Annotated in this window: 22 protein-coding genes; 12 read left to right on the top strand and 10 right to left on the bottom strand. The window is 71.6% G+C overall.

All coding sequences use genetic code 11. The features are described from left to right. Positions 1-8 precede the first annotated feature (8 nt). Both ACZBH1_RS05795 and ACZBH1_RS05790 read right to left on the bottom strand, forming a co-directional pair. On the bottom strand, positions 9-599 hold the full coding sequence (locus ACZBH1_RS05795; RefSeq protein WP_463645792.1) for a pyridoxamine 5'-phosphate oxidase family protein: 591 nt from the start codon (positions 597-599) through the stop codon (positions 9-11). Positions 600-729: 130 nt separating this feature from the next. Continuing rightward, on the bottom strand, positions 730-1,350 hold the full coding sequence (locus ACZBH1_RS05790; protein WP_463645791.1) for a hypothetical protein: 621 nt from the start codon (positions 1,348-1,350) through the stop codon (positions 730-732). A gap of 223 nt (positions 1,351-1,573) precedes the next feature. Here ACZBH1_RS05790 and ACZBH1_RS05785 point away from each other — a divergent pair, with 223 nt between their 5' ends. After that, positions 1,574-2,758: a sensor histidine kinase gene (locus ACZBH1_RS05785; RefSeq protein WP_463645790.1), complete on the top strand. Its 1,185-nt coding sequence runs from the start codon at positions 1,574-1,576 to the stop codon at positions 2,756-2,758. Next, a complete protein-coding gene (locus ACZBH1_RS05780; protein ID WP_336393928.1) occupies positions 2,755-3,465 on the top strand; it encodes a response regulator in 711 nt (236 codons plus the stop codon). The genes ACZBH1_RS05785 and ACZBH1_RS05780 overlap by 4 nt, the downstream gene beginning before the upstream one ends. A gap of 14 nt (positions 3,466-3,479) precedes the next feature. Here the strand turns inward: ACZBH1_RS05780 and ACZBH1_RS05775 are convergent, their stop codons facing one another. Beyond that, positions 3,480-4,412, bottom strand: coding sequence for a 2-hydroxyacid dehydrogenase (locus ACZBH1_RS05775; RefSeq protein WP_463645789.1), 933 nt, complete (start codon positions 4,410-4,412; stop codon positions 3,480-3,482). 82 nt (positions 4,413-4,494) lie between these two features. Here ACZBH1_RS05775 and ACZBH1_RS05770 point away from each other — a divergent pair, with 82 nt between their 5' ends. Beyond that, positions 4,495-4,926, top strand: a complete 432-nt coding sequence (locus ACZBH1_RS05770; RefSeq protein WP_378879443.1) for a DUF1761 domain-containing protein — start codon at positions 4,495-4,497, stop codon at positions 4,924-4,926. A gap of 16 nt (positions 4,927-4,942) precedes the next feature. On the opposite strand, the gene purQ is transcribed toward ACZBH1_RS05770, so the two are convergent. Further along, positions 4,943-5,650 (bottom strand): phosphoribosylformylglycinamidine synthase subunit PurQ, encoded by a 708-nt coding sequence (gene purQ, locus ACZBH1_RS05765; protein ID WP_336393925.1) that lies wholly within the window; start codon positions 5,648-5,650, stop codon positions 4,943-4,945. Beyond that, a complete protein-coding gene (purS, locus tag ACZBH1_RS05760) occupies positions 5,647-5,895 on the bottom strand; it encodes a phosphoribosylformylglycinamidine synthase subunit PurS (protein WP_336393924.1) in 249 nt (82 codons plus the stop codon). Before purS ends, purQ begins: the two co-directional genes overlap by 4 nt. A gap of 314 nt (positions 5,896-6,209) precedes the next feature. Between purS and ACZBH1_RS05755 the strand changes: the two genes are divergently transcribed. From ACZBH1_RS05755 to ACZBH1_RS05735, 5 genes are all read left to right on the top strand, one after another. Further along, the gene (locus tag ACZBH1_RS05755) at positions 6,210-7,481 is read left to right on the top strand and encodes an ABC transporter substrate-binding protein (protein WP_336393923.1); all 1,272 of its coding nucleotides are present in this window, start codon (positions 6,210-6,212) and stop codon (positions 7,479-7,481) included. Between the two features lie 84 nt (positions 7,482-7,565). Continuing rightward, positions 7,566-8,591 (top strand): carbohydrate ABC transporter permease, encoded by a 1,026-nt coding sequence (locus ACZBH1_RS05750; protein ID WP_378879448.1) that lies wholly within the window; start codon positions 7,566-7,568, stop codon positions 8,589-8,591. After that, the gene (locus tag ACZBH1_RS05745) at positions 8,588-9,505 is read left to right on the top strand and encodes a carbohydrate ABC transporter permease (protein WP_378879451.1); all 918 of its coding nucleotides are present in this window, start codon (positions 8,588-8,590) and stop codon (positions 9,503-9,505) included. Before ACZBH1_RS05750 ends, ACZBH1_RS05745 begins: the two co-directional genes overlap by 4 nt. Positions 9,506-9,570: 65 nt before the next feature. Next, entirely contained in the window at positions 9,571-11,049 is a 1,479-nt protein-coding gene (locus ACZBH1_RS05740; protein WP_463645788.1) for a glycoside hydrolase family 1 protein, read from the top strand. A 73-nt stretch (positions 11,050-11,122) separates the two neighbouring features. Then, positions 11,123-12,136, top strand: a complete 1,014-nt coding sequence (locus ACZBH1_RS05735) for a LacI family DNA-binding transcriptional regulator (RefSeq protein WP_378879457.1) — start codon at positions 11,123-11,125, stop codon at positions 12,134-12,136. Between the two features lie 42 nt (positions 12,137-12,178). On the opposite strand, the gene ACZBH1_RS05730 is transcribed toward ACZBH1_RS05735, so the two are convergent. Both ACZBH1_RS05730 and ACZBH1_RS05725 read right to left on the bottom strand, forming a co-directional pair. Continuing rightward, positions 12,179-13,018, bottom strand: a complete 840-nt coding sequence (locus ACZBH1_RS05730; protein ID WP_463645787.1) for a VOC family protein — start codon at positions 13,016-13,018, stop codon at positions 12,179-12,181. 227 nt (positions 13,019-13,245) lie between these two features. Next, complete coding sequence (locus ACZBH1_RS05725; RefSeq protein WP_336393919.1) at positions 13,246-14,577, bottom strand: uracil-xanthine permease family protein; 1,332 nt, start codon at positions 14,575-14,577, stop codon at positions 13,246-13,248. 169 nt (positions 14,578-14,746) lie between these two features. Here ACZBH1_RS05725 and ACZBH1_RS05720 point away from each other — a divergent pair, with 169 nt between their 5' ends. Then, positions 14,747-15,607, top strand: a complete 861-nt coding sequence (locus ACZBH1_RS05720; RefSeq protein ID WP_378879466.1) for an ABC transporter ATP-binding protein — start codon at positions 14,747-14,749, stop codon at positions 15,605-15,607. Beyond that, positions 15,589-17,166 carry a hypothetical protein gene (locus ACZBH1_RS05715; RefSeq protein ID WP_463645786.1) on the top strand — a complete coding sequence of 526 codons (1,578 nt, stop codon included), beginning with the start codon at positions 15,589-15,591 and terminating at the stop codon, positions 17,164-17,166. The genes ACZBH1_RS05720 and ACZBH1_RS05715 overlap by 19 nt, the downstream gene beginning before the upstream one ends. Before the next feature lie 22 nt (positions 17,167-17,188). Here ACZBH1_RS05715 and ACZBH1_RS05710 read toward each other — a convergent pair whose 3' ends face one another. Further along, positions 17,189-18,160, bottom strand: a complete 972-nt coding sequence (locus ACZBH1_RS05710) for a phosphoribosylaminoimidazolesuccinocarboxamide synthase (RefSeq protein ID WP_463645785.1) — start codon at positions 18,158-18,160, stop codon at positions 17,189-17,191. Positions 18,161-18,256: 96 nt separating this feature from the next. On the opposite strand from ACZBH1_RS05710, the gene ACZBH1_RS05705 reads away from it, so the two are divergent. Together ACZBH1_RS05705 and ACZBH1_RS05700 are read left to right on the top strand one after the other, a co-directional pair. Further along, positions 18,257-18,415, top strand: coding sequence for a hypothetical protein (locus tag ACZBH1_RS05705; RefSeq protein WP_336393916.1), 159 nt, complete (start codon positions 18,257-18,259; stop codon positions 18,413-18,415). Between the two features lie 260 nt (positions 18,416-18,675). After that, entirely contained in the window at positions 18,676-19,773 is a 1,098-nt protein-coding gene (locus ACZBH1_RS05700) for a fatty acid desaturase family protein (protein ID WP_463645784.1), read from the top strand. A 45-nt stretch (positions 19,774-19,818) separates the two neighbouring features. Here the strand turns inward: ACZBH1_RS05700 and ACZBH1_RS05695 are convergent, their stop codons facing one another. Together ACZBH1_RS05695 and ACZBH1_RS05690 are read right to left on the bottom strand one after the other, a co-directional pair. Continuing rightward, entirely contained in the window at positions 19,819-20,472 is a 654-nt protein-coding gene (locus ACZBH1_RS05695; RefSeq protein ID WP_378879479.1) for a response regulator transcription factor, read from the bottom strand. After that, on the bottom strand, positions 20,469-21,593 hold the full coding sequence (locus ACZBH1_RS05690) for a histidine kinase (protein ID WP_463645783.1): 1,125 nt from the start codon (positions 21,591-21,593) through the stop codon (positions 20,469-20,471). The genes ACZBH1_RS05695 and ACZBH1_RS05690 overlap by 4 nt, the downstream gene beginning before the upstream one ends. Positions 21,594-21,595 lie beyond the last annotated feature (2 nt).

Raw genomic sequence — 21,595 nt, 5'->3', positions numbered from 1 at the left:
CCGCGCGGTCAGCGGTCCTGGCCCGCGTCGGGGGCGGGCGGGCCGTGGTCGCCCCCCGGGCGCGGCCCGAAGTGCGGGATCGGCTCGGGCCGGTCGCCCCGCACCGATCGCTGGGCATCGGCAGCGGCCGGGAGGGAGGGGTCGCCCTCGAAGGCCAGCAGCCGTCCGCTGCGACCCGCGTGCACGGGGAAGCGCCGACCCGTCACGGCGTTCGCGGTGACCTTGACGACGAAGAACTTGGCGGTCGGGCTCCACGACACGAGCGTGCGCACCCCGCTGTCGCGGATCTGGTCGTCGCGGGTCACCCGCTCCGCGCGCCCCCGGATGACGACGCTCCAGTAGTGCTCGTCGGCCTCGCCGTCGACCTCGAAGGCGACGAGCGGGTGATGGGCGATGTGCAGCAGCTTGGAGTCCCGCGCCGTGCGGAAGTAGATCGCCCCCTCGTGGGCCAGATGGTTCACGGGGAAGATGTCCGGCGAGCCGTCGGCGTTCACGACGGCGAGCCGGCCGAGCTTGGCCCCCTGCACGTACGCCCAGCAGGTGGCGGCGTCCAGACGCTCCACCTTGGCCGCGTGCTTCGATCCCGAGTCGTTCTTCATCCGCCATCACCGTCCCTTCCCTCGGTCATACCCCAATGCCCCGACCGAGAGAAGGGACGTTCGACCCTCGCGTGGGTGGAGACTGCGGGGACCGGCCCTCGCGGCCCGGCCCCCGCGGGGCGACGGTCCGTCAGCGACGGTCGCGGCGACGTGCGCGCGACTGCGCGCCGCCTGCCAGCAGCACGATCCCGAGCGTCGAGACGAAGAGGCCGGCCGGAACGCCACCGCCGGTCTGCGAGAAGAACAGCAGCAGCACCTGCACCAGGGGCAGCGGCAGCACGAGCCACAGGCTCATCTGCCGAGCGCGCACGAGCGAGACGGTGAGGCCGATGACGCCCACGAGCCAGAGGGCGTTGGCCGCCATGGCGACGAGGGGGAACCACTCGAAGTCGATGCCGTTGGCGGCGCTCGTCGCCGTGCCGAGGGTCAGAAGGACGGTGCCGGTGGCGGCGACGAACGCTCCCCAGCTCGACCGGGCGTAGCGGGCCAGCCCCAGGAACAGGACGGCGAGCGCCCACAGGCTCACCGTGAACATGACGAGGATGATTCGCGTGCGCGGGTCGATCGCGGGGTCCTCGTCCTGCGGGAACAGGAACTGCAGCACGCCGATCACGATCGACAGGATGCCGGCGGCCAGCGCGGCGGCGCCGGCCAGGCGGGCGCCGATCCGGCCGATCAGCCGCCCGTCGCGCGGATACGGGTGAGCGGCGGTCGCGGAGGTCGCGGGGGAAGGAAGGGTGACGGATGCCATGACGGCCTTTCTGACGGGTCCAGGTCGCGAGCGGGGATCCGGTGCGACGAGACGAAGCTACGGAGGAGCGACCGGCGGCGACATCGTGCGGAGGTCGAGGACTCGCCTCCCGCACGTTGCTGTTCCGACGCGGCCTCCGGCGGTTCCGCGTGCGACGCGGGTCGACGGAGGAGTCGACTTTCGTCGCTACGGGCGCGCCCGGATCGCCCTCTAGCATCGGACCGTGACCCTGAACGCCGCCCCCGCGCCGGCGCGCACGTCCGGTCGCGGCCGGTCCGGCTGGCGGCAGTGGACGTCGCCGCTCGACCTCGCGATCGCGGGCGGGATCGGGGCGTGGGCGGTGCTCGAGGCGCTCCTGGTCCCCTCGGCTCATCCCCTCGCGCAGCTCGGCTTCGCCCTGGCCATCTCGCTTCCGCTGGCCGTGCGGCGTCGCTTCCCCGCGGCGGTGCTGCTCGTGGTGGCGGCGGCGCTGGTGCTCCACGCCGCGGTCGCCGGCCCGGACGCGACGTTCAACCCGTTCCCGAGCCTCCTCGTGGCCACCTTCACGGTCGCCGAGCGCATCGGCCCGTGGCCCCTCGCGGTCCTGCTCGGTCTCGTGCCCGTCGCGGCGATGCTCGGGGCGCACGCGCTCGGGTACTTCGGTGCGACCGGCATCGAGGCCGCGGGCGCAGTGTTCCTGGTGTTCTTCGTCGGCTCGACGTGGGCGGCGGGCCGCATCGTGCGTCACCGCGCGCTGTCCCTGCAGCACACGCGCGCGAGCTCCGAGCAGCGCGCCGCCGAGGCCGCGGCAGCGGAGCGCCGCCGCATCGCCCGGGAGCTGCACGACATCGTCGCCCACTCGCTGTCGATCGTCGCCCTTCAAGCCGCCGCCGCAGAGCAGTTCGTGGAACGCGATCCTGCCCGGGCGCGCACGCACCTGCAGCTCACCCGTCGGACGGCGCAGGGCGCGCTCGACGAGATGCGCCACCTGCTCGAGGTGCTCCGCGAAGACGAGGCGTCCTACGTGCCGCAGCCCGGGCTGTCGGCCCTTCCCGACCTCATCGCCGAGACGCAGGCGGCCGGACACCGCTGCACCCTGACGACGGATGCCTCAGCCGACGGCATCCCGGACGGCGTGGCGCTGACGGTGTACCGCATCGTGCAGGAGTCGCTGACCAACGTGCGCAAGCACGCCGCGGGCGCCGACATCGCCGTGACGGTGCGCGCGACCGACGGCGAGCTGGAGGTGGCGGTGGAGAACGGTCCTGCCCCCGGCTCCGGGGCGTCGGTCGCCGTCCCCGGCGCCGGCCGGGGACTCCCCGGGATGCAGGAGCGCGTCCGCCTGTACGGCGGCCGCGTCCAGTCCCGCCGCACCCCGGACGGCGGCTGGCTCGTGCAGGCGGCGATCCCCGTGGCGGCCCGGGCATGACGGGGGACGGATCCGTCTTCGGCGATGGCTCGGGCGGCGCCGACCGGGGCGCAGCGCCCCCGCCGATCCGGGTCCTCATCGCGGACGACCACGCCCTCGTGCGCTCCGGGATCAGGGGCCTGCTCGAGGCCGCGGACCTCGCGGTCGTCGGCGAGGCGGCTGACGGCCGTGAGGCGGTGACCGCCGCTCGCGTGCTGGCGCCCGACGTGGTGCTCATGGACATCCGCATGCCCGGGATGGACGGCATCGAGGCCACCGGCCTCATCTCCGCCGAGGCCCGGGCGCCACGGGTGCTCGTGCTCACCACGTTCGATCTGGACGAGTACGTGTACCGGGCGCTGGCGGCCGGGGCATCCGGATTCCTCCTCAAGGACGCCCCGCCGGATCGCCTCGTGGATGCCGTCCGCACCGTCGCCGGCGGAGAGGCGCTGCTCGCGCCCGAAGTCACCCGCCGGCTGATCGAGCGCTACCTGGGCGCGCCGCCGCCCGACGCGCGTCCCCCGGCAGACCTGACGCCGAGGGAGGAGGAGATCTGGCTGCTCATCGCGCGCGGCCGGTCCAACCTCGAGATCGGCCGCGAGCTCCACCTCAGCGAGGCGACCGTCAAGGCCCACGTCACGCGGCTCCTGGCCAAGCTCGGGGTGCGCGACCGCGTCCAGGCCGTCGTCGCCGCCTACGAGACGGGTTTGGTGCGCCCGGGCGCGTGAACGAAGTCAGGCCGTCAGTCCCCCAGTACGACGTTGAGCGGGGGCTCGCCGGCGACGAGGCGCTCGATCTGCGTGCGCACCAGCTTCGCGACGCGGGGGCGCATGGCGCTGGATGCCCCGCCCACGTGGGGGCTGATGAGCACCCCGGGAAGGCCCCACAGCGGGTGATCCGCGGGGAGCGGCTCGGGATCGGTGACGTCCAGCGCGGCGCGGATCCTGCCGCGGCGCACGTGGTCGACGAGGGCGTCGGTGTCGACGAGCGTGCCCCGGCCGACGTTGACGATGAGCGCGCCGTCGGGCAGCGCCGACAGGAACGCGTCGTCCACGAGGCCCTGCGTCGCCTCGCCGCCGGGCAGCGTCAGGACCACGATCTCGGCGCGGGGGAGCAGCGTCGGCAGCTCGTCGATGCCGTGCACCGCGACGCCGTCCTCGTCTCGCGCCCGTGACGCGACGGGGGTCAGCTCGACCTCGAACGGCTCGAGACGTGCCGCGACGGCCTTGCCGACGCCGCCGTAGCCGAGCAGCAGCACGCGGCGGTCGGCGAGACTGTCGGCGAACACCGGCTGCCAGCGCCCGGCGGCCGTGTCGACGGCGAACGCGTCGATGTGCCGCTGGGCGGCGAGGGCGAGGCCGACCGCCAGCTCCGCTGTCGAGGTCTCGTGCACCGAGGCGGCGTTGGCGAACGGCAGCCCGTCCGGAAGGATGTCCGCCACGCCGTCGTAGCCGATCGACTGGCCCTGCACCAGCCCGACGTCGACGCCCTCCAGCCGCTCCAGCACCCGCGCCATCGACATGTACGGGGGGACGACGATGTCGAAGCGGTCTCGCGGGGCGGCGGCGTCCATCGGCCACACGACCAGCTCGACCCCCTCGGGTAGGTCGCCGAGGTCTGCGGCGAGCTGCTCGGTGGGGACGCTGACTATGAGGTTCCGGATGCCACTGGTCACCCTGTCCACGCTACCGGCGAGGTGCGCGCCCGGCGCGGCACGCCGGCGATACGCTCGCGTCGAACAGGCGGAGGAGGCCGACATGGTTCCCGAGATCAACTACTGGGCGGTGCTGATCGCGACGGCGTCGAGCATGGTCGTCGGAACGATCTGGTACACGCCGAAGGTGTTCGGCACACGGTGGTCGAAGCTCGCAGACGTCGACATGGACCGGCCGGGCGCCAGCGCGGTGGTGCCGATCGTCGTGACGGTGATCGTGAGCTTCGTGACCGCGTGGGTGCTGGCGGGCGCGTCGTCGATCGCCTGGCACTTCTACGGCGGCAGCTATCTGTGGGCGGCGCTGGCGACGGGGGTGATCCTGTGGGCGGGATTCACCGCCGCCCGCTTCATCACGCACGACGCCTTCGAGGGGCGGCCGACCAGTCTCACGGTGCTGAACATCGCGCACGAGCTCGTGACGATCGTCGTCATGGCGCTCATCATCGGCGTCTGGCCGCCGGCCGGAACAGTCTGAGAACGGATGCCGCCGCTCAGGCGGCGGCGCCCACCACCGCGGCGATCGCCGAGGTGAAGAACGCCAGGCCGTCCACGCCGGAGCGCATGGCCGCCGAGGTGTCGGGGCCGAACCCCGGCTCGACGGCGTGCTCGGGGTGGGGCATGAGCCCCACGACGTTGCCGTGCTCGTTGGTGAGCCCGGCGATGTCGCGCAGCGACCCGTTCGGGTTCACGCCGAGGTAGCGGAACGCCACCAGGCCCTCGCCCTCGAGGCGGTCGAGCTCGGAGTCGGACGCGATGTAGCCGCCGTCGGCGTTCTTCAGCGGGATGACGATCTCCTGGCCGGTCGCGAAGTCGCTCGTCCAGGCGGTGTCGTTGTTCTCGACACGCAGGCGCTGGTCCCGGCGGATGAACTGCTGGTGCGCGTTGCGGATCAGGCCGCCCGGCAGCAGGTGCGCCTCGACGAGCATCTGGAAGCCGTTGCAGATGCCGAGGATGGGCATTCCCTTGGCCGCGGCATCCTTCACCTCCGACATGATCGGGGCGAGGGCCGCGATGGCCCCGGCGCGCAGGTAGTCGCCGTAGCTGAAGCCGCCGGGGAGCACGAGCGCGTCGACGCCGTCGAGGTCGTGCGAGCCGTGCCACAGCGCGACCGGCTCGGCGCCGGCGACGCGGATGGCGCGCTGCGCGTCGCGGTCGTCGAGCGAGCCGGGGAAGGTGATGACCCCGACGCGGGCGGTCATTCGACCACCTCGACGCCGACGACGTCCTCGATCACCGAGTTCGAGAGGATCTCGTCCGCGACCCGCTTCGCCTCGGCGAGCACCTCGTCGGTGACCTCGCCGTCGACCGTGAGCTCGAAGCGCTTGCCGATGCGCACGGCGCTGAAATCGCTGATCCCGAGTCGCGAGAAGGCGCCCGAGACGGCCTTGCCCTGCGGGTCCAGCAGTTCGGCCTTGGGCATGACGTCGACGACGATCGTGGGCATCGGGATCCTCCTGGCGGCCGGGGGCCGCAGCTATCGGTCGTGGGCGACGAGCGCAGCGAGGAGTCGGAACGCCGGATGTCGCGGGCAGGGGTCGCCTCCAGTCTACGGGCCGCCGCATCGCTCATTTCCCTGCATCTGGAATCCGCCGTGACCGAACCGTGATCCGTCCGTGGGAGCGCTCCCTTGACTTCGTGAGAGCGATCCCATAGCGTTTCCTCTCGATCGGTGGGAACGCTCCCATGACATCACCTCGGCCACGGGACCCGCCCTGGCCGGTCCTGCAACACACCACCTGACAACACAAAGGAGTGACAGTGAACGCACGCGCCTTCCGCAGAAGCGCTGTGGCAATCGCCGCATTCTCGGCCTCGGCCATCGTCCTCGCCGGCTGCGCCGGCGGCAGCAACGACGAGGCCGGCGGCGAGGACGGCGAGGTCACGCTGACCGTGGCCACCTTCAACGACTTCGGCTACACCGATGAACTCCTCCAGGAGTACATGGACGAGAACCCGAACGTGAAGATCGTCCACAACCGCGCCGCCGAGTCCGGCGACGCCCGCGCGAACTACTTCGCCAAGCTCGGCAAGGGCGGCCTGGCCGACATCGAGGCGGTCGAGATCGACTGGTTCGCCGAGGCGATGCAGTACTCCGACCTTCTCGCGGAGGCCCCCGACAGCGTCAAGGGTCGCTGGCTCGACTGGAAGGAGGCCGCCGCTACCGACGCCGACGGCCGTCTGGTCGGCTTCGGCACCGACATCGGCCCGCAGGGCATCTGCTACCGCTCCGACCTGTTCGCCGCGGCGGGACTCCCCAGCGACCGCGAGGGCGTGGCCGGTCTCTTCGACGGCGACTGGGAGCACTTCCTCGACGTCGCCGACCAGTACAAGGCGGCCACCGGCAAGCCGATGATCGACTCGGCCAACTCGGTGCTCCAGGGCATCGTGAACCAGATCGAGTACACCTACACCGAAGAGGACGGCACGGTCATCGCGACCGAGAACCCCGAGGTGCAGGACGCGTACAACCTCGTCGTCGAGCGCGCCGTTCCCAACTCCGCGTACTCGGGCCAGTGGTCCGACGACTGGTTCGCCTCGATGGCCAACGGCGAGTTCGCCGCCATGCTGTGCCCGGGCTGGATGCTCGGCGTGATCGAGGGCAACGCGCCCGACGTCACCGGCTGGGACATCGCGGACGTCTTCCCCAACGGCGGCGGCAACTGGGGCGGGTCGTACCTGACCGTCCCCGCCGACGGCGAGAACGTCGAGGCGGCGCTCGCGCTGGCCGACTGGCTCACCGCTCCCGAGCAGCAGATGAAGGCATTCGCCAACGCGGGCACCTTCCCGAGCCAGCTCGACGCGCTCGAGAGCTCCGAGCTCGCCGACGCCACGAACGCCTTCTTCAACGAGGCGCCCACCGGCGAGATCCTCTCGGCCCGTGCCGAGGCGGTCACGGTCGCCCCGTTCAAGGACGCGGATTACTTCAAGTACCACGACGCGCTCCAGAACGCGGTCAACCGCGTCTTCGACGGCCTCGAGGACCAGGAGACCTCCTGGAACACGTGGGTCGCTGAGGTCGAGGCCTTCTGAGAAGGCCGGTGCGTGCGGGCGTCCCCCCGGGCCCGCACGCACCGACCTCGCCCCCACACCGTCCGCAGAGCCCTGGAGCAACCCGTGACTGCAACCGACACGCGCCCGCACGCGCCGGAGGCGACGCCCCCGCAGCCTCCGAAGGAGAAGCGCGTGCGCCGGCTGACCTTCGGCCAGCGGCTGAGCCGCTGGGACCTGAAGGTCTCGCCCTACCTGTACATCTCGCCGTTCTTCATCCTGTTCGCGATCGTCGGCGCCTTCCCGATCGTCTACACCGCGGTCATCTCGTTCCAGGAGTGGGACCTCGTCCGCAACTCCGGTGAGTTCGTCGGATTCGACCAGTACGTCTGGATCCTCTCCAACCCGCAGTTCTGGACCGCGCTGCGCAACACGTTCAGCATCTTCCTGCTGTCCACGATCCCGCAGCTCGTCCTCGCGGTCTTCATCGCGGCGATGCTCGACCGCAACATCCGCGCCAAGACGTTCTGGCGCATGAGCGTGCTGCTGCCCTACGTCATGGCCCCCGTCGCCGTCGCGCTCATCTTCAGCAACATGTTCGGCGACAACCACGGCCTGGTGAACAACATCCTCACCGACCTCGGCCTCCAGCCGATCATGTGGCACAAGGACCCGTTCTGGAGCCACGTCGCCATCGCGACGATGGTGAACTTCCGTTGGACCGGCTACAACGCGCTGATCCTCCTCGCAGCGATGCAGGCGATCCCGCGCGACTACTACGAGGCCGCCACCGTCGACGGCGCCGGCGCGTTCCGCCAGTTCTGGAGCATCACCGTCCCGTCGCTGCGGGCGACCCTCATCTTCGTGATCATCACCTCGACGATCGGCGGCCTGCAGATCTTCGACGAGCCGCGCATGTACGACAACACCGGCGAGGGCGGCCCGGCGCAGCAGTGGCTGACGATCACGCTGTTCCTCTACAACATCGGCTGGCGCGAGTGGAACTTCGGCCGCGCCGCGGCCCTGGCGTGGATCCTGTTCCTCATCATCCTCGTCATCGGCCTCATCAACCTCCTGGTCACCCGTCGGCTGGTGGCCGACGAGGGCGGCCGCGGGGTCACGCGCAAGAACAAGAAGGGACTGGGCCGGTGAGCACCACTCCTCCCATCGCGCTGGCTGAGCAGCGCATCGCGAGCCCCGACGAGCCCCGCGGCGGCCGCCGCCAGCGCACCACGAAGATCCGCGGCTACCGGCCGGGCTTCTGGGTCTACGCCGGACTGGGCGTCGTCGTGCTCGCCGCCGTGTTCCCCTACTACTGGTCGTTCCTCATCGGATCGGGCGACGCCTCCACCATCAACGACCCGAACATGTCGTGGATCCCCGGCGGCAACTTCCTGGCCAACGCGGCATCCGTCGTCGGCGACCCGGCGGTGAACTTCTGGCCCGCGCTGTGGAACTCGATCTACAGCTCGACGCTGATCGCGGCATCCGTCGTCCTCACCTCGACGCTGGCGGGCTGGGCGTTCGCGAAGCTCCGCTTCCCCGGGAGCAAGGGCCTGCTCATCTTCGTGGTCGCGACGATGGCGGTGCCGATGCAGCTCGGCGTCGTGCCCCTGTACATCCTGTTCGCAGACCTCGGATGGACCGGCCAGATCGGCGCGATCATCATCCCCGCGGTCACGAGCGCCTTCGGCGTCTTCTGGATGACGCAGTACCTGCAGCAGGCGGTCCCCGACGAGCTCATCGAGGCGGCGCGCGTGGACGGCGCGTCGATGATCCGCACGTTCTGGACCGTCGGCGTCACCGCGGCGCGGCCGGCGGCGGCGATGCTGTTCCTGTTCACCTTCGTCGGCGCCTGGAACAACTTCTTCTGGCCGTTCATCGTGCTCGACCGGCAGAACCCCACCCTTCCGGTCGCCCTCTCGCTCCTGCAGTCGAACTACTTCGTCGACTACTCCATCGTGCTCGCCGGTGTGCTGCTGTCGACCATCCCGCTCCTGCTGCTGTTCGCCGTCGCCGGCAAGCAGCTGGTCAGCGGCATCATGGCCGGCGCCGTCAAGGGCTAGGGTTTCCGCCCGCCCACCCGCCCCGACATCCTGTTATCAACGCCCCCAGAGAGGACCTTCCCCTCATGACGACCCCGACCCCGCGCGCCTTCCCCCAGAACTTCCTGTTCGGCGCCGCGACCGCAGCCTTCCAGATCGAGGGCGCCGCCCACGAGGACGGCCGCCGCGACTCGATCTGGGACGCGTTCTGCCGGGTGCCGGGCGCGGTCATCAACGCCGACAACGGCGACGTGGCGTGCGACCACTATCACCGGTACCCCGATGACGTCGCACTGATGAAGCACCTCGGCCTGCAGACGTACCGCTTCTCGACGTCGTGGTCGCGCGTGCGGCCGGACGGCGGCGCGGTCAACGAGAAGGGCGTCGACTTCTACAAGCGCCTGGTGGACGAGCTGCTCGGGGCGGACATCCTCCCGTGGCTGACGCTGTACCACTGGGACCTGCCGCAGGCTCTGCAGGAGAAGGGCGGCTGGGCGAACCGCGACACCGCGGACCGGTTCACCGAGTACGCGCTGGACATGCACGACGCGCTCGGTGACCGGGTCGACGTGTGGACGACGCTCAACGAGCCGTGGTGCTCGTCGTTCCTCAGCTACACGGCGGGCCTGCACGCGCCCGGCCACTACAGCGTCGAGGAGGGTGTGCTCGCCGCGCACCACCTGCTGCTCGGCCACGGACAGGCCGTGCGCGAGCTCCGTGCGCGCGACGAGTCGCTGCAGCTCGGCATCACGCTGAACCTCACGGTGGCAGACCCCGTGGACGCCGGCGACCCCGCCGACCTCGACGCCGCGCGCCGCATCGACGGCCAGTTCAACCGCTGGTTCCTCGACCCGATCTTCCGGGCCCAGTACCCGGCCGACATCGTCGAGGACATCCGGACGGTGGATGCCGCGGCCGTCGCCGCCTGGGAGGCCGCCGTGCGTCCGGGAGACTTGGAGGCGATCGCGACGCCCCTCGACACGCTCGGCGTCAACTACTACCACGGCGAGTACGTGGGAGGTCGCGCGCCCGTGGACCCGCCGATCGGCGGAGACGCGCCGACCGACCGTCCCGGTCGCTCGCCGTTCCCGTCGCACGAGGGCATCTTCTGGCACGAGCGCGGGCTTCCTCGCACGCCGATGCAGTGGGAGGTCCAGCCCGACGGCCTGACCACCCTGCTTCGCCGCGTGTGGGACGAGTACGCCGAGCCGGCCGGCACGGTGCTCTACGTCACCGAGAACGGTGCGGCCTACGACGACGAGCTCGTCGTCGAGGACGGCGAGAAGCGCGTCCACGACGCCGACCGGGTGGAGTTCCTCCGCGCGCACCTGGGTGCGACCCTCGATGCGGCCGAGGCCGGCGTCGATGTGCGGGGATACTTCTACTGGTCGCTCCTGGACAACTTCGAGTGGGCGTGGGGGTACGAGAAGCGCTTCGGCATCGTGCGCGTGGACTACGACACGCAGGAGCGCACGCCGAAGGACAGCGCGCGGGAGTACCGCCGCATCATCGCCGCCCGCGCGCTCGCGCCGGAGTACGCCGAGGCCGCGTCCGTCGCGTCGTAACACTCGGGGGCGCGCGACGTCGCCGCGTCGCCGATGTCCACAGCGTGCCGTAGCATCCGGGAGGAGGGACACGATGGGTACCGAGACCATGCGATCGGCGGTCACGATCGAGGAGGTCGCCGCTGCGGCGGGGGTGTCGCGTTCGACCGTGTCGCGCGTCGTCAACGGCTCGACCGCCGTCAGCCCCGAGGCGCTGGAGTCCGTCCAGCGGGCTATCGCCGAGCTCAACTACGTCCCCAACCGCGCGGCACGCTCCCTCGCCAGCCAGAAGACGCACGCCGTCGCGCTCATCGTCCCCGAAGACACGACCCGCTTCTTCGGCGACCCGTTCTTCGCTGCCATCGTGTCGGGCATCAACTCGCGCCTGAGCCGCTCGGACTACGTGCTCAACCTCTTCATCGCGAGCGACGACCCCGGCGACAAGACGACGAGCTACGTGCGCAGCGGGGCGGTGGACGGCGCCATCGTGGTCTCGCACCACACCAGCGACACCTTCATCGACCGCATCGCCAGCGTCGTCCCGGTCGTCTACGGCGGCCGGCCCGTGCGCGAGCGGGAGCGCGACTACTACGTCGACGTCGACAACGTGCGCGGCGCCTACGACGCGACCGTCTACCTGATCGAGAGCGGGCGCCGTCGGATCGCGACGATCACCGGTCCCCGCGACATGCCGGCCGGCGTCGACCGGCTGCAGGGGTACCGCGAGGCGCTGGCGGCATGGAGTCTCGACGAGGTCGCGGTGGAGGACGGCAACTTCACGGCCGACGGCGGCGCCGATGCGATGCGACGCATCCTCGCCTCGGGCGCCCAGCCCGACGCCGTGTTCGTCGCGAGCGATCTCATGGCCCGAGGCGTCCTCACCGTCCTCGCGCAGGCGGGCATCCGGGTGCCCCAGGACATCGCGATCATGGGCTTCGACGACTCCCCGGTCGCGACATCGGTGAATCCGCAGCTGACCACGGTGCGCCAGCCGTCGTTCCAGCAGGGGGAGCGCATGGCCTCGGTGCTCATCGACCTCCTCGCGGGGAGGCATCCGCGTCACGTCACGATCCTCGAGACGGAGCTCGTCGTCCGGGAGTCCGTGTAGCGGCTCCGCGGTCCGCGGCGTCGCGGGCCGGCGTCGGCGGCGTCAGCCTCGGCCGGGCACCGTCGCGTGGAGCAGGTTGCGCCACGGGTCGTCGAACGACACGGTGCGTCCGTCGTCGCGCACGTCGAGGCCGTGATGCCGCAGGCGCTCGCCGAGCGCGCCGAGGGCGTCGGCGTCGGGCAGAGTCAGGTCCACGCGGCCGAGGCCGAGGGCCGGCATCCGCGGTCCGGCGCCGCGCGAGTTCCACACGTTCATCGCCATGTGATGGTGGTAGCCGCCCGCGCTGACGAACAGCGCCTGGTCGCCCAGACCCGCCGTCTCGTCGAAGCCGAGCGCGTCGACGTAGAACGCCCGGGCGGTCGCGACGTCGCCCACCGAGAGGTGCACATGACCGACGGATGCCGCCTCCTGTGCCGTCGCGCCGCTCGCAGCACGCTCGGTGAGGTGCTCCTGGAGGAACGCGTTCGGGTCGAGGTACAGGGTCGCCATCTCGATCTGACCGTGGGTCCATGACCACTCGGTGCGGGCCCGGTCCCAGTACAGCTCGATTCCGTTGCCCTCCGGGTCGGTGAGATAGAACGCCTGGCTGACGAGGTGATCGGCCGAGCCGGTGAAGGTGCGCGGTGCGTGGCGGGCGACGCTGTAGAGCGCGGCGGCGAGGGCCTCCTGCGTCTCGAAGAGGATCGCGGTGTGGAACAGGCCCGCCGAGCCCGGGGTCGCATGACGGAGGGCCGGCTCGTGCTTCAGCACCACCACCGCCCGGCCCGCGCGTCCGAGCACGACCTCGTCGCCGTCCGCGGCGAGCACCTGCAGGGTGATGACGTCGCGGTAGAACGCGGTCATGCCGTCGAGGTCGCCGACGAGCAGCGTGACGGCCCCCATGGCGGTATCGGCGGCGAGACGTTCGGCCTGTGTATTCACACGAATGAGAACCCCCGGCATCCGGCGTTCATTCCCAGACGTCTCCACGGTTTGGGGCGTCGCGCGACCGTTCGGGGCGTGCGCGACACGCCCCAACCGTCCGCGGTGCGCCCCAAACCGGGACATGGACGACGGATGCCGCCACCCTGCGCCTTCCCGGCTCCGGGGTGGCGGCAGGCAGCGTCAGGCTACTGGGGGTCGCCGCCGAGCTGGCCGACCGCGGGGATCGGGCCGCCGTCGTCGGCACCGGTCTTGCGCCAGCGGGCGATCGCGTTGCCCACGTGGTAGATCAGCAGCGCTGCCGCCGCGCCGATGACGATGGCGCCGAGCTGGAACTCGCCCCACTGCATGGTGAAGCCGGCGATCGCGATCACGAGGGCCACGGCGCCGGTGTACTGGTTCACCGGGCGCGAGAAGTCCACGCGGTTGTCGACCCAGATCTTGATGCCGATGATGCCGATGAGACCGTAGAGCGCGGTCGTGACGCCGCCGAGCACACCCGCCGGGATCGAGTTGAACACCGCTCCGACGACGGGCGAGAGGGACAGCAGGACGGCGAAGATGCCGGCCACCCAGTACGCGGCCGTCGAGTACACGCGCGTCGCGGCCATGACTCCGATGTTCTCGCCGTAGGTCGTGGTGCCAGAGCCGCCGAAGGTGCCCGCGAGCACGGTGGCCGCGCCGTCGGCGATGAGCGCCCGGCCGGTGTACCGGTTGACGGAGGCGTCGGTCATCGTCGCGACGCCGCGCACGTGACCGACGTTCTCGGCGATGAGCACGAGGACGACCGGCAGGAACATCGCGATGACGCTCCAGGTGCCCGGCGAGCCGAACGTGGGGAAGTGGAAGACCGGGAGACCGACCCACTGTCCCTCGGCGACGAGGTCGTTCACGGCCGTGAAGTCGACCTCGCCGCGCACGAGCGCGACGAGATAGCCGACGATCACGCCGAGGAAGATCGAGATGCGACCGAGGAAGCCGCGGAACAGCACGCTGAACAGGATGACGGCGACGAGCGTGATGGTCGCCGTGACGGGGGCCTGCTGGTAGCTGTCCCACGCGACCGGCGCGAGGTTGAAGCCGATGAGGGCGACGATGGCACCGGCGACGACCGGCGGCATGAGCCTCTCGATCCATCGCAGACCCGCGAACTGCACGACGAAGCCGACGGCGGCGAGCAGGACGCCGACCGCGACGATGCCGGCGAGGGCCGATCCCATGCCCTGCGACGCGGTCGCGGCGGTCACCGGCGCGATGAACGCGAACGATGACCCGAGGTAGCTGGGGAGCCGGTTCTTCGTGACGAGGAGGAACAGCAGCGTGCCGAGGCCCGAGAAGAGCAGCGTCGTCGAGACGGGGAAGCCCGTCAGCACCGGCACCAGGAACGTGGCGCCGAACATCGCGATGACGTGCTGCGCGCCGATCGCGACGGTGGCGGGCCAGTTCAGCCTCTCGTCGGGCTTCACGACCGTGCCGGGTTCGACGGTACGGCCGTTGCCGTGCAGGGTCCACAAAGGCATGCGCGCTCCTTGCGCTCGGGGGATGGTGCGAGGATCACGATAGCGGCGGGGATGACCCGCCTCGCGCACGAGCGGCCCGGCGCCGCGAGTTGCCCGGGGGCGCGGCATCCGAGAGGCTGGATCCTGCCCGGCGCGCACCGGGGCCCGCCCTGCCGAACGACGGAGACACGTGAGCGATCCCGCGAATCCCCCCGCGCCCGCCGGCCCGCCCGCCGACACCTCCGCACGCGCGTCCGAGACCCCCGCGGCCGACCGCGTCTCCACCCCGGGTGAGGACACCGCGGCCCTCGAGCTCGTCGGGCTCCACAAGCGCTTCGGGCAGAAGGTCGCGGTCGCCGACCTGAGCCTGCGAGTGCCGACGGGGTCGTTCTACGGGCTGGTCGGGCCCAACGGCGCGGGCAAGACGACGACCCTCTCGATGGCGACCGGCCTCCTCGCGCCCGACGCCGGCCGGGCGATCGTGCACGGCGTGGACGTGTGGCAGCAGCCGGTCGCGGCCAAGCGCATGCTCGGCAACCTCGCCGACGGCGTGAAGCTCTTCGACCGCCTGACCGGCGAGCAGCTCGTCACTTACAACGGGCTCCTGTTCGGCCTGCCGCACGACGAGATCGCGCAGCGCACCGCCGATCTGCTGGCGCTGATGGACATGACGGATGCCGCGGGCACGATGGTCGTCGACTACTCGGCGGGAATGACCAAGAAGATCGCGCTCGCCTGTGCCCTCGTCCACGCTCCGCGCCTCCTGGTGCTGGACGAGCCGTTCGAGTCCGTCGATCCCGTCTCGGCGGCCAACATCCAGGACATCCTCACCGGGTACGTCGCCGGTGGCGGAACGGTCATCATCTCGAGCCACTCCATGGACCTCGTGCAGCGCATGTGCGACCACGTGGCGATCGTCGCCGCCGGCCGCCTCCTCGTGGCCGGAAGCGTCGAGGACGTGCGGGCGGGGCAGTCGCTCCAGGACCGCTTCGTCGAGCTCGTCGGCGGGCGGCGCCACACGGAAGGGCCGGAATGGTTGCGACGCTCCTGAGGCTGCGCTTCCGCGTGCTGGGCAACCAGCTCGCGCGCAGCCCCTGGCAGCTCGTCGGCTTCGTCTTCGGCGCGCTGTACGGACTCGGACTGCTGGTGGCCATCGTCGTCGGACTGGTGCTGCTCGGGTTCGCGGGTCTCGCGCCGGCCTCCGCCGTCATCGTGGGCGCCGGATCGCTCGTGACCCTCGGGTGGGCGCTGATCCCCCTCCTCGCCTTCGGCGTCGACACGACGCTCGACCCCGACCGCCTGGTGGTGTTCCCCATGTCGCTGTCGCGCATGATGGTCGCGCTGGCGGTGGCGGCGGTCACCGGCATCCCGGGCATCATCACCTCGGTGGCAGCGGTTGCGACGGTCGCGACCTGGGCGCACTGGCCGGCGGCCGTCGCCGCGTGGATCGTGAGCACGCCGGTCGCGGTCCTCACGGCCGTCGTCGCGTCGCGCGCGGTCGCGACCCTCGCGGCCGGGCTCGGGAGCGGGCGCCGGTTCCGGGAGGTGTCGGGCACCGTCATCCTCATCCCGCTGATCCTCGCGGGACCCATCATCGCCGGTGTGGCGACCGGGTTCGCGGTGAACGCCGACACGCTCGCCGAGCTGGTGCCGATCCTCGGCTGGACGCCCCTCGGCGCGGCATGGGCCGTGCCGGCCGCCGCCGCGGCGGGCGACCCCGCCGGCGCGGGCGCCCGGCTGCTGATCGCCCTCGCGACGCTCGGCCTGCTGTGGCTGCTGTGGCGCGCAGCTCTCGGACGCTCGCTGGTCCGCCCGCGGCACACGTCGGCCGCCGCGGTGCGCGCGGGGTCGATCGGATGGTTCGGCCGCGTGCCGACCGGCGCCGCGGGTGCCGTCTTCGCGCGGGCGCTGACGTACTGGACGCGCGACCCCCGCTACCTCCGCCAGCTGGTCGGGGCGCCCCTGGTGCCGGTGCTGCTGTGGTTCTACGCCCGTGACGGCGAGCCGCTCGTGGCGCTGTCGTTCTCGGGCCCGATCATCGCGATCGTGATCGGCATCGTCGTGTACGCCGACATCTCGTACGACGGCACCGCGTTCGGGACCGAGCTCGCCACCGGCGCGCCGGGCCGGGCGGACCGGCTGGGGCGCAGCCTCGCCGCTGCGGCGGTCGCCCTGCCGCTCGTGCTGCTCGCCGCGATCATCCCCTTCGTCTTCTCGGGCGAGTGGAGCCGGTTCCCCGGCATCCTGGGCATGTCGGTCGGCATCCTCTTCACCTGCTACGGCGTCTGCGCGCTCACGTCGGCGCAGCTCGTCGTGCCGGTCGCGGCATCCGGCGACAACCCGTTCAAGCGGGTGCCCGGCACCACGTTCCTGCAGGGCATGGCGTTCTTCGGCATCTGGCTGATCGCCGTCGCGCTGTCGGCGCCCGCCGGCATCCTCGGGATCATCGGGTTCTTCACCGACGACGCGGCGCTCAGCTGGATCGCATGCGCGGTCGGCCTCGTGCTGGGGACCGCGGTCCTGATCGGCGGCATCCTCGTCGGCGGATCGATGCTCGATCGGTCCGGTCCGACGCTGCTGGCGCGGCTGAAGGCGATGAAGAACGCGTGACGGGCGGATGCCGCGCCGGCCGTCAGGCCGCGGTGAGGCGCTCGAGAAGCTCGCGGTAGCGGTCGGCGGTGCGCTCGACGATGTCGGCGGGCAGAGCCGGCGGCTCACCGTCGCGCGGCGGCGCCCAGTTCGCGGCGAGCCAGTCGCGCACGATCTGCTTGTCGAAGCTCGCCATGCGCTCCGCGGGGGTGGTGCCCGACGCCCAGGCCTCGGCATCCCAGTACCGCGACGAGTCGCTCGTGAGCACCTCGTCGGCGAGGGTGAGCACGCCGTTCTCGTCGAGGCCGAACTCGAACTTCGTGTCGGCGAGGATCACGCCGTGGGCCTCGGCGGTCGCGGCGGCGCGCGCGTAGATCTCGAGTGACAGGTCGCGCAGCTCGCTCGCGCGCTCGGCGCCGACGAGCTCGACGGTGCGCTCGAACGAGATGTTCTCGTCGTGCTCGCCCAGGGGCGCCTTGTAGGCGGGGGTGTAGATCGGCTCCGGCAGCCGGTCCCCATTGGACAGCCCGTCCGAGAGCGCGATGCCGCACACCGTGCCGCTCTCGCGGTACTCGGCCCAGCCCGACCCGGTGAGGTAGCCCCGCACCACGCACTCGATGGGCAGCATGTCGAGGCTCTTCACGACCATGGCACGGCCGATGACGGCATCCGGGATGAGGTTCTGCAGGTCGTCGCGCGTGTTCGCCTCGCCGTCGCCGCCGAGCGTGAGCGTGTGCGAGGCCGCGAGATGGTTCGGGATGCCGCGCCCGCCGTCCGCTCCCGCGAGGCGGTCGAACCACCACAGGCTGAGCGTGGTCAGCAGCGTCCCCTTGCCGGGGATGCCGGGCGAGAGCACATGGTCGAAGGCGCTGACGCGGTCGCTGGCGACGACGAGCATGCGCCCGGCGGGCGCGCCCTCGGCCGCGTCGTCGGGGACGTACAGGTCCCGCACCTTGCCCGAGTAGACGTGGCGCCAGCCGGGGAGTTCGAGCGGGGTGGGGTTCGTGTCCGTCACCCGCCCATTATCGCGGAGCCCGACCCGGGCTAAACCCGCGAGGGCACGGTTGTCAAGAGGTTGGCCGACGGGCGGCGGCCGCGGAGGATGGCTTGCATGACCGGACTCGCAGTGACCCTGCTCATCGTCGGAATCGTCCTGCTGCTGCTCGGCGTGCTCGTCGAAGCGGTCCAGTTCCTGCTGTGGATCGGCCTCGTCATCATCGTCATCGCGGTGATCGCCTGGCTGATGCGCTTCATACGTCGTCAGACCTGAGTCCCCCAGCTCGGGTTTTCCGGACGCTCGGGCCGAATCCAAACAGAGCCCAGCGTCATCCGGACGCCGGCGTCGCTCGTCTCCCCAGCCAGCGACGCCGGCGTCCGTCCTTTCGTCCGCCGGTGTGCTCGGCATCGTGCCTGTGAAGTGCCCGCAAGCGGCCCCCGCGGGGGGCGCAATGGGCGTAGCCTGTGGCCAGGACGTCCTGGACCCCGACGTCTCCGCCGCATCGGTGCGGCTCGAGGATCGGGGTCGATGACATGACCGGACAACCCACCACCGGCATCCGGACGACTGCTGCCCGGACCGACCGGCCGCCCAACGATTTCACCGGGCTGGCGAAGATCGTGGCCGCGAGCGGGCTGATGCACCGCCGCTACGGCTACTACTGGACGAAGCTCATCGGCGCCGTGGTGGTGCTGGCGGCGGCGGTCGCCGCCTTCGTCCTCATCGGCGACACCTGGTGGCAGCTGTTCACCGCCGCGGCGCTCGCGATCCTGTTCACGCAGATCGCGATGCTCGGCCACGACGCGGCGCACCGGCAGATCTTCGTCTCGGGCCGCTGGAACGACTGGACGTCGCTCATCCTCGGCAACCTCCTCGTCGGGATGAGCTACGGGTGGTGGCAGCACAAGCACACGCGCCACCACGCCAACCCCAACAAGATCGGCTCCGATCCCGACATCGAGCTGCCGGTCGTGTCGGTCACCCCCGACCAGGTCGACCGCCGCGCTCGCCGGTACGGCCCGGTGCTCGGCTGGGTGATGGCGCACCAGGGCGTCTTCTTCTACCCGATCCTCCTGCTCGAAGGGCTGTCGCTGCACGCGTCGAGCGTGCGGCGGGTGCTCTCGCGCGAGCCGTTGCGCCACCGGGCGGTGGAGGGCTCTTTCCTGGCGCTGCGGATCGGGGGATACCTCGCCCTCGTCTTCATCGTGCTCTCGCCGGGGATCGCCGCGGTGTTCCTCGCCGTCCAGCTGGGGATCTTCGGCGTCTACATGGGGCTGTCGTTCGCGCCGAACCACAAGGGCATGCCGTTGGTGCCGGCATCCGTCAAGCTCGACTTCCTGCGCCGGCAGGTGCTGATGAGCCGCAACATCCGCGGGAACCGCCTGCTCGACGTCGCCATGGGCGGGCTCAACTACCAGATCGAGCACCACCTCTTCCCCTCGATGCCCCGGCCGCACCTGCGGAGGGCGTCGGGCACGATCAAGGACTACTGCCAGGCCCACGGCGTGCACTACACCGAGACCGGCCTGCTCGAGTCGTACCGCATCGTCACGCGGTACATCAACCGTGTCGGACTGGGGGAGCGCGATCCCTTCGAGTGCCCGCTGCTGCAGCAGCGGGCGGCGGTGTGATCAGCGGGCGCGGCGGCGCGGCCGGCGCGGGACTGACGCTGGGGCTCAGTCGCGCGACCGGCCGCGTTCGTGCGCCCAGATCGCGAGCTCGACGCGGTTGCGCGCGCCCAGCTTGGCCATGATGCTTCCCAGGTGGGTCTTCACGGTGCTGAGGGAGACGTGCAGCTCGTCGCCGATCTCGCTGTTGCCGAGCCCGCGGGCGACACCGGCGAGCACCGCCTCCTCGCGGTCGGTGAGGGGGCTGGACGGCGGAGGCGGAGGCGTCGGCGCCGCGCCGGCGAACGTCTCGATGAGGCGGACGGTGACGTTCGGATCGATGAGCGCGTCGCCGCGCGCGGCCGCGCGCACGGCCTCGGCGAGCAGGACCGGACCGGCGTCCTTCAGCAGGAAGCCGCGGGCGCCCGCGCGGAGGGCGGCGTAGACGTACTCGTCGAGGTCGAAGGTCGTGATCACGACGACGGGCGTCGGGTCGGCGACGTCCGGACCCGCCACCGTGCGCGTCGCCTCCAGGCCGTCCATCACCGGCATGCGGATGTCGAACAGGCACACGTCGGGGCGCAGGCTCCGCGTGAGCGCGACGGCCTCGCGGCCGTCGGCGGCCTCGCCCACCACCTCGATGCCGGGCTGCACGTCGAGGATCATGCGCAGTCCGGTGCGCACGAGGTCCTGATCGTCGGCGACGAGCACGCGCACGGTCATGATCCCCACCCCCTGCGCGGGAGCGTCGCCGTGACGGCCCACCCGCCGCCCGGCGCCGGGCCGGCCTCGCACGTGCCGCCGAGGAGCGCTGCCCGCTCGCGCATGCCCGTGATCCCGAATCCGGGAGTCGCGGATGCCGCGCTCCCGCCGTCGTCACGGACCGACAGCCGCACCCCCGCCGCGTCGACGTCGACGCCGACCTCGACGCGGGTCGCGTCGCGGGCGTGTCGCCGCGCGTTCGTCACCGCTTCCTGGGCCAGGCGGAACACCGCGGCGCCCACCGCCGGGGGCACCGTGTCGAGGTCGCCGTCGAGGTGCACGGCGACGGCCGGGCCGGCGGCATCCGTCTGCGCCAGGTCCGCGATCCGGGCGAGGCCGGGTGCGGGCGCCACCGGCGCGTCCGCGCGGAGCACACCCACCATGGCGCGCATCTCGCGCAGCGTCTGCGATGCCTCGGCCTCGATCGCCTGGAGCACCTGCGCGGTCGCGCCCGGATCGGTCGCGGCCACGGCGGTGCCGGCCTGCGCCTGGATCGCGATCGCCGAGACATGGTGCGCGACGGTGTCGTGCAGATCGCGCGCGAGCAGCTCGCGCTCGAGCAGCCGCACCTGTTCGAGCTCGCGGCTGCGTGCCCGCCGACGCCAGCGCATCGCGAGTCCGAGCGTCGCCGTGGTGACCGCGACGGCGGCGCCGCCCACCGCGTCGGGCGGCGATGGGGCCGACCCGGCGGCGGTGAGCGCCATGCCGGCGGCCACGAGCGCACCGCCCGCGAGCATCGCCCGCCCGGAGCCCCAGCGGAACACCGCGTACAGCAGGATCAGGAAGTAGGCGGTCGTGTACAGCTGCGGATCGCCGCCGACGATGAAGCCGACCGCGGTGCCGACGGCGAAGGCGATCGCGAGCATCATGAAGGGGCGCGTGCGCCGCCACAGCAGCGTGGGCGCGAGGGCGGCGAGCACGACGGCCCACACCCAGCGCGACGGCACGTCGGGGCGCACGGATGCCTCCAACACGGCGAGCACGGGGATCACCGCGACGAGCACCCCGTCGCGCCACACGCGCCGGGGCGCTTCCGGAGTCGCCGCGGGCGCGTCCCAGAGCGCGCGGACCGGGCTCGTCATGC

It is taken from the genome of Microbacterium sp. ZXT2-5, assembly GCF_055329545.1.
This window is presented reverse-complemented; position numbering and strand designations above follow the sequence as displayed.